Source organism: Pseudarthrobacter sp. NPDC058119 (genome assembly GCF_042884655.1).
Classification (GTDB): Bacteria; Actinomycetota; Actinomycetes; order Actinomycetales; family Micrococcaceae; genus Arthrobacter.
In genome coordinates this window covers 342906-350986 of record NZ_JBHVTN010000005.1, presented here as the reverse complement: position 1 = coordinate 350986, position 8081 = coordinate 342906, and the positions used below count along the sequence as shown (strand labels likewise).

Annotated in this window: 3 protein-coding genes; all 3 read right to left on the bottom strand. The window is 64.9% G+C overall.

Annotation, left to right across the window (positions count from 1 at the left end; all coding sequences use genetic code 11):
• Positions 1–484: 484 nt before the first annotated feature.
• Genes ACFVTD_RS13370 through ACFVTD_RS13360 form a run of 3 tightly spaced genes read right to left on the bottom strand, consistent with a single transcriptional unit; the run spans position 485 to position 8017 of the window.
• Positions 485–4183 carry a 1,4-alpha-glucan branching enzyme gene (locus ACFVTD_RS13370; RefSeq protein WP_387563581.1) on the bottom strand — a complete coding sequence of 1233 codons (3699 nt, stop codon included), beginning with the start codon at positions 4181–4183 and terminating at the stop codon, positions 485–487.
• A 1-nt stretch (position 4184) separates the two neighbouring features.
• Positions 4185–5978, bottom strand: coding sequence for a maltose alpha-D-glucosyltransferase (treS, locus tag ACFVTD_RS13365; protein ID WP_387563578.1), 1794 nt, complete (start codon positions 5976–5978; stop codon positions 4185–4187).
• On the bottom strand, positions 5975–8017 hold the full coding sequence (locus ACFVTD_RS13360; RefSeq protein WP_387563575.1) for an alpha-1,4-glucan--maltose-1-phosphate maltosyltransferase: 2043 nt from the start codon (positions 8015–8017) through the stop codon (positions 5975–5977). The genes treS and ACFVTD_RS13360 overlap by 4 nt, the downstream gene beginning before the upstream one ends.
• Positions 8018–8081: the final 64 nt, after the last annotated feature.

Genomic DNA, 8081 nt, shown 5'->3' with positions numbered 1-8081 from the left:
GAGCCAGGATCAAACTCTCCGTTGAAAACAAACAGACACAACCAAACACACCGGAAATAACGGCACGAAAGGCTGCACAAAATTTGAAACCAGCTAAAAACACCAAACCACACCACAGGGGCGGCACGATTCGGCAAATTCAACCAATTACATACATAATCGGTATCAACAAACTTGGCACACTATTGAGTTCTCAAACAACAGACACACCCGGCACCACCCAAACCAACATTCAGGATCGCTCCGGAGCAACTTTTCAAACTTACCCGCTGGCTTCCCGCGTGTCAAACCGGCGTCCGCGACCATCCTCAGCGTATGCTTGGGGGATCGGTTTTCCGTCTGACTCCGTGGAGCAGCGCGGAAATAAACTGTACCACCACTCTTCCCGGTTCGCCAGTCGGCACCTTTCAGGGACTCCGCAGGCAGCCGAAAGGCCCGGAATCACGCGGATTCCGGGCCTTTCGCAGTTCGCCGGTTGGACGGATCAGCCGGCCGTTGACGTTCCCGGCTTGAAGTACGCCGCACCCAGCGGGGGCAGCGTGACGGTCAGCGTGGCCGGCTGGCCATCCTGTCCGTCCTCCGAGGCCTTGAGCTCCCCCTCGTTCAGCACACCGGATCCGCCGTAGGTGCTGTGGTCGGTGTTGAGCACCTCGGTCCAGGCCCCTGCCGCCGGAACCCCCAGGGTGTAGCCGACATGCGGGGCGCCGGAGAAGTTGATGGCACAGACCAGGGGGTTGCCGTCGGCGTCCCACCTGATGAAGGACAGGACGTTGCGGTCCGAGTCTCCCCCGTTGATCCACTGGAAGCCGGCCGGAACGTTGTCCTGGGTGTACAGGGCAGGGGTGGATGCGTAGAGCTCGTTGAGGTCCTTGGTGAGCAGCTGCAGTCCACGGTGGGCGGGAATGTCTGCAAGCCACCAGTCAAGGCCGTGCTGCTCGGACCATTCCGCTTCCTGGCCGAACTCGGTGCCCATGAAGATGAGCTGCTTGCCGGGATGCGCCCACTGGTACGCAAAGAAGGCGCGGAGGTTCGCCAGCTGCTGCCAGCGGTCACCGGGCATCTTGCGGAGCATGGAGCCCTTGCCGTGGACAACCTCATCGTGGCTGATGGGCAGCAGGAAGTTCTCCGTGAACGCGTACACCAGGGAGAACGTCACCGTGCCGTGGTGCCACCTGCGGTTGTAGGGATCTTCCGAAATGTACTTCAGCGAATCGTGCATCCAGCCCATGTTCCACTTGAGGCCGAATCCCAGGCCGCCGTGGCTGGTGGGGGCGGTGACGCCGGGGAACGCCGTGGATTCCTCGGCGATCATGACGGCGCCGGGGTGGGTTTTGTAGACCGTCGCGTTGACTTCCTGCAGGAAGGAGATGGCCTCAAGGTTCTCCCTGCCGCCGAAGCGGTTGGGCCGCCACTGGCCTTCCTGGCGTGAATAGTCGAGGTAGAGCATGGAGGCTACCGCGTCTACGCGCAGGCCGTCGATGTGGAATTCCTCCAGCCAGTAGAGCGCGTTGGCCACCAGGAAGTTGCGTACCTCGGTGCGGCCGAAGTCGAAGATCAAGGTGCCCCAGTCCGGGTGCTCTCCAAGGGCCGGGTCGGAGTGCTCGTAGAGGGCCTCGCCGTCAAACTTTGCCAGCGCCCAGGCGTCCTTCGGGAAGTGCGCGGGCACCCAGTCCAGCAGGACGCCGATCCCGGCCTGGTGAAGGGAGTCCACAAGGTAGCGGAACTCGTCGGGGTGGCCGAAGCGGGAGGTGGGCGCGTAGTAGGACGTGACCTGGTAGCCCCAGGAACCGCCGAACGGGTGCTCCGCCACGGGCATGAACTCCACGTGCGTGAACCCGAGCCATTTGACGTACTCCACCAGTTCCTGGGCGAGTTCCCGGTAGCCAAGGCCCAGGCGCCAGGATCCCAGGTGAACCTCGTAGACGCTCATGGCGGAGTTATGGGGGTCGCGCTTGGCCCGCGCTTCCATCCAGTCGTCGTCCTTGAAGGCGTAGGACGGTTCCACGACCCTGGAGGCAGTCAACGGGGGCACCTCGGTGCCAAAGGCGAGCGGATCGGCCTTCTCAACCCAGTAGCCGCCCCGCGTCAGGATTTCGTATTTGTAGCAGGCCCCTGCCGCGACGCCGGGGAGGAACACTTCCCATACGCCGGAGGAACCGAGGGAGCGCATGGAGTGCTCACGTCCGTCCCAGGCGTTGAAGTCGCCCTTGACGCGGACGGCCTGCGCATTGGGGGCCCATACGGCGAAGGAGACACCGTTGACGTCCCCCAGCCCGGACTTGTAGTGGCGGACATGGGCGCCAAGCACCTGCCACAGTTTTTCGTGCCGGCCTTCCCCGATGAGGTGCAGGTCCACTTCACCCACCGTTGGCAGGTAGCGGTAGGGCTCATCGACGGTCACGGGGTCCTTGCCCGGGTAGGTGACCGAGAGCCGGTAGTCCGGAACATGGCCCTGTTCCAGTGGTTCCAGGACGGCAACCCAGACCCCGTGGGCCTCGTGTTCCATGGGAGTTTCGCCGGCCCGCGTGACCACGGTGACTGCTTCGGCCAGGTGCTTCACGGTCCGGATGGTGACATGCCCAAAGTCGTCCAGGTGCGCGCCCAGGACGGAATGGGGGGCGTGGTGTTCACCGTTCGCGATTCTGCCCAGGGTGCCTTCATCCACGTGCAGGGGCACCCCCGGGCGGTCAGTTCGTGCTGAGCCTGTCATTTCGTTACCTTCCGATGCTGCGCCGGCGGAGTCGCCGGCACCGTTACTGCCCAGGAGCCGCCTGGAGGCGTTTACTGGAATCGCCACCCAGTCGGGCCTGTTCCGCATTTCATAAACAACTTCGTACAGCGCCTTGTCCAGCCACAATGCCACAAACAGCGGTGAGGTCCGGTCCACCGTTCCGGGGATGACGGCGGCATACCCGGCGAGGAAGGCGTCGGCGCAGTCGTCAACCCAGCTGTCCGGCACCTGCGCGCCTTCCTGCTCGCGCTGGGCTGCCCCCGCAGCGTAGTCGAAGGACCGAAGCATCCCGACGACGTCGCGCAGCGGTACATCCGGGACGTTGCGCTCGGCGATGGGCCGCAGCGGTTCCCCTTCGAAGTCCAGGATGGCCCAGCGGGACCCGTCCCCCGACGGGCCGGTGACCTGCAGGATCTGGCCCAGGTGGAGGTCGCCGTGGATGCGCTGGAGCGGCCCGGCGGGGGTCTTGTCCAGGTTCGCCAGCAGGGCGTCCAGGGCATCGTCGTAAGGTCCTACGGCGGCACGGGCTTCGGCCCAGGCGGTCCGGACACGTTGTGCAACAGCCGGTCCTGCCCCCTTGCCGACGTCGGGCCCGGTCGACTGCCCCAGGGCCTCTGCCAGGCGCTTGTGCACGGTGGCCGTTGCCGCGCCAAGGGCCTTGGCCTCCGCGGTGAAGTCCGTGCCGGAGCGGGCAGCGTCGACGGCGAGGCGCCAGGCATCGCGGCCGCCGGCGAGGAATTCGTGCGCCACTGCGAGTTCGCCTTGGACGTACCGGGTTCCCTGGCCCGTGCCGTTGGAGGCATGGTTGCTGTTCCCCAGCCACTCCCCCCTGACCCAGCCAAGCGTGGCCGGGACTTCAGCGGTCCCGGCCTTCGTCAGGGCGGCCCCCACTTCGATCTCCGGGTTGGTCCCCTCCGAAAGGACCCGGAAGAATTTCACCATGGCCGCGGACTCGCCGTCGTCCACGATGACGGAACTGTTGGACTGCTCGCCGGAGAGAACCTTCACAACCCCCTTGGCCGTCGGCAGGCGGTAGGGACCTTCAACCCGGAAACCGGTCGCAGTTCCGCTGTCCGCTTTTCCTTCCTGCCGGATGAGCTCCAGCCAGGCGCCCACGAAGTCGGGGTCGTGGACGGCGTCGTAAACCCAGGGGCGGGTTGGATCCATTCCGGCTGCTTCCCCTACCAGTGCCCGCTCCATTCCCCCGGCCGGTGCCGGCCGGAAACTCAGGGGGACCTGCACCACCGAGGTGCGTTGGCCGCCGTCGGGCCCCTGGGTGGTGACGCTGAGGAGGAATACGGCCAGGGCCGCGTGCCCGCTGGCGTCCGCCAGGCCCAGGCTGCCGGCCTGGGAGATGGCGAAATCGGGGGTTTTGATCGGGAACCAACGCTGCTGCGGCAGCCATTCCTTGAGCAGCGCGGTGAGGGCGGGGGTGAGGATTGGCTGGTTCATCTCAGTTCTCTATCGACAGGATGGGCATGGCCTGGGTGTATGGCGACGAGGGACTGGACCCCGCCGACCGCATCCGGAGCCAGAAGAAATCGTGGCTTCCGATGGTCAGGGTGAGTGTGCCGTCGTCGCCGATGCCGGGGAAGACCTGCCCGCCAAACACATCGCGGAGGCCCCTGCCGGCGTACTCGGGAATCCGCAGCGTGGCAGCGACCGGGTGCTGGGACAGGTTGAAGGCGCACAGGATGGTCTCGGAGTCGGCCCCCGCGGGGTTGTTGTCCGGGAGTTCGCGCAGGTAGGCCAGGACGGCGTCGTGGTCTGCTTCCACATGCTTGAAGCCGCCCAGCCCGAACGCCGGGTGGTTCTTGCGGACGCTCAGGATCTGCCGGGTCCAGCGCAGCAGGGAGCCGGAGTGCGCCGCTTCAGCTTCCACGTTGGCCATGGCGTAGTTGTACACCAGCGACTGGATGGGCGGGAGGTACAGCTTGCCGGGGTCCGCATGGGAGAAGCCGGCGTTACGGTCGGGGTTCCACTGCATGGGCGTGCGGACGGCGTCACGGTCCTCGAGCCAGATGTTGTCCCCCATGCCGATCTCGTCGCCGTAGTAGAGGAAGGGGCTGCCGGGAAGCGAGAGCAGCAGCGCGTTGATCAGCTCTATCTCTGCCCGGGAGTTGTCGAGCAGGGGCGCCAGCCGGCGGCGGATGCCGATGTTGGCCCGCATGCGCGGGTCCGGCGCGTACCAGCCCAGCATGGCGGCGCGCTCGTCGGCGGTGACCATCTCCAGGGTCAGTTCATCGTGGTTGCGGAGGAAGGTACCCCACTGTGCGCCCTCGGGGATGTCCGGGGTGTCGCGCATGGTCTCGATGATGGGTGCGGCCTTCTGGTCGCGGAGCGCGTAGTAGAGGCGGGGCATGATGGGAAAGTGGAACGCCATGTGGCATTCGGGTTCCTCAACGGTGCCGAAGTACTCCACCACTTCATTGGGCGGCTGGTTCGCTTCGGCGATGATCACGCGCCCTGGGTAGCTTTCATCCACCATTTCCCTGAGCCGGCGGAGGAACTCGTGGGTGGCGGGCAGGTTTTCGCAGTTGGTGCCCTCCTCCTCGAAAAGGTACGGGATGGCATCCGCCCGGAAACCGTCAATGCCCTGGTCCAGCCAGAACCGGACCACGTCGAAGACGGCGTCGATGACCTTGGGGTTTTCGAAGTTCAGGTCCGGCTGGTGGCTGAAGAACCGGTGCCAGAAAAACTGGCGGCGGATCGGGTCGAACGTCCAGTTCGATTCTTCCGTGTCGACGAAGATGATGCGGGCATCCTGGTATTTTTCGTCGGTATCGCTCCAGACATAAAAGTCCCCGAACGGGCCATCCGGGTCCTTCCTGGACTCCTGGAACCAGGGGTGCTGGTCAGAGGTGTGGTTCAGCGGAAGGTCGATGATCACCCGGACGCCGCGGGCATGGGCCTCCGCCACCAGCCTTTTGAAGTCGCTGATGGTGCCAAACTCGTCCAGGACCGAGTTGTAGTCCGATATGTCATAACCGCCGTCACGCAGCGGCGACTGGAAAAACGGGGGCAGCCACAGGCAGTCGACGCCGAGCCACTGCAGGTAGTCGAGCCGGTCGATGAGTCCGGAGAAGTCCCCGGACCCATCGCCGTTGGCATCCGAAAAGGCCCTGACAAGCACTTCATAGAACACTGCCTTGCGGTACCACAGAGGGTCATGCTGGAGGCCCGGCGCATTTAGCTCGAAAGTGCTCTTAGGGGTGAAGTGGCCGGAACCTTGCGGATTGAAGGTCACTGATGCGCTCTCCTCACGCTCAGGATGTGGGCCGGCTCCACGTGCGGATCAAGCCGCACGTAGTTGAACTCGCCCCACTCCCAGCTCTGGCCGGAGAGGAGGTCGTCCACGTAGAAGCCGCCGCCGGGAGTGATGTCCTGCGGGTCCAGTTCCAGGGCTGCCAGGTCCAGGGCCACGCTGCACTCCTTGGTCACGTGCGGGTCCACGTTGACCACCACGATGATGGTGTCCTTGGATCCGTCGGGAAGGGTTTTGTGCTTGGAGTAGACCACCGTTGAATCGTCGGTGCTGTTGTGGACCGTCAGGTTCTGGAGGTCAAGCAGCGCGGGGTGGTCCCGCCGGATGTGGTTCAGCCGCGTGATGTACGGGGCCAGCGAGCGCCCGGACTCTGCGGCCGCGTCCCAGTCGCGCGCCTTGTACTCGAACTTTTCGTTGTCGATATACTCCTCGGCACCGGGCCGGGCCACGTGTTCGTACAGTTCGTAGCCGGCGTACACGCCCCACAGCGGGCTGCCCGTGGAAGCCAGCACCGCCCTGATGCGGAACGCGGCGGGTCCGCCGTACTGCAGGTACTCCGTGAGGATGTCCGGGGTATTGACAAAGAAGTTGGGGCGGAAGAAGGCCGGCGACTCGTGGCTTACTTCTTCAAAGTAGGTCTCGATTTCCTTCTTGGTGTTCCGCCACGTGAAGTAGGTGTAGGACTGCTGGAAGCCTGCCCTGCCCAGTGCGTGCATCATGGCCGGGCGGGTAAAGGCTTCGGCCAGGAATACGACGCCGGGTACCGCTTTGTCCACTTCCGCAATGAGCCATTCCCAGAACCACACCGGTTTGGTGTGCGGGTTGTCGACGCGGAATATCTTGACGCCGTGGCTGACCCACAAGAGCACAATCCGCAGGATTTCCCGGGAAAGGCCTTCGGGATCATTATCGAAATTGAGCGGGTAAATGTCCTGGTACTTCTTGGGCGGGTTTTCCGCGTAGGCAATGCTGCCGTCCACCCTGGTGGTGAACCATTCCGGATGGGACTGCACCCAGGGGTGGTCCGGGGCAGCCTGGAGCGCCAGGTCCAGGGCCACTTCCAGTCCCAGTTCGTTGGCTCGTGCCACGAAGGCGTCGAAGTCCTCGAAGGATCCGAGGTCGGGATGGATGGCGTCATGGCCGCCTTCCTTGGCTCCGATGGCCCACGGTGAACCCGGGTCGTGGGGGCCGGCAACAAGCGTGTTGTTGGGCCCCTTCCGGAACTGCACGCCGATGGGGTGGATCGGCGGCATGTAGAGGACGTCGAACCCCATGGCGGCGACGGCGTCCAGCCGCTTGGCCGCGGTCCGGAAGTTGCCCGAGGTCCAGGCGCCGGTGTTGTGGTCCTTGACGGCACCTTCGGACCGGGGGAAGAACTCGTACCAGGCACCCCGCCCGGCCCGGTCCCGCTCCACCAGCAGGGGGTACTTGTCGGAGACGGTGACGAGTTCCCGGATCGGCTGGCGGCCCACGATGTCGGCGATTTCCTGGCTGAACCCGGCACCAAGCCGTTCCTCCGTGCTGCGGGACTGGTCACCCAGGACCTCCGAAGCGTGCCGGAGGGCCGCCCGGTCCACGTCGTCCCGGAAGTCCTCCGCGGACGCTTCGCCCAGCAGTTTGGCACCTTCGGCGAGCATGAGTTCGACGTCGACTCCGGCGTCGATCTTCACCTCGGCGTTGTGGTGCCAGGTGCCGTAGCGGTCGTGCCAGGCTTCGATGACAAAGGACCAGTTCCCCGTTTCCGACGGCGTGAGCACGCCTTCCCAGCGGTCCGTGCCCATGCCCCGTTCCCCGCGGGGCGGGGCGAGGCGTACGCGCTGGCGCTCGGCACCGGAGGGGTCCAGGAGCACGGCGCTGACGCCGAGCTGGTCATGCCCTTCGCGGAAGCAGGTGGCGCCCACCACGATGGCCTCGCCGGGAAGGGCCTTGGCCGGAAACTTGCCGCCCTCGACGACGGGCTGCACGGCGGTAATTGGAAAACGCCCGAACCGCAGGTCCTCGGTGATACTGCGCTGGGGCATTTTGGTGGATGCTGCACTGGTTCCTGAGTTAGTCGTCACAGGCTCGACGTTAGCGAGAAATGCC

Excerpts from the sequence above, each read along its gene's own strand:
- ACFVTD_RS13370 (WP_387563581.1), bottom strand. The coding sequence starts at position 4,183 with ATGAACCAGCCAATCCTCACCCCCGCCCTCACCGCGCTGCTCAAGGAA.
- ACFVTD_RS13360 (WP_387563575.1), bottom strand. The coding sequence starts at position 8,017 with ATGCCCCAGCGCAGTATCACCGAGGACCTGCGGTTCGGGCGTTTTCCA.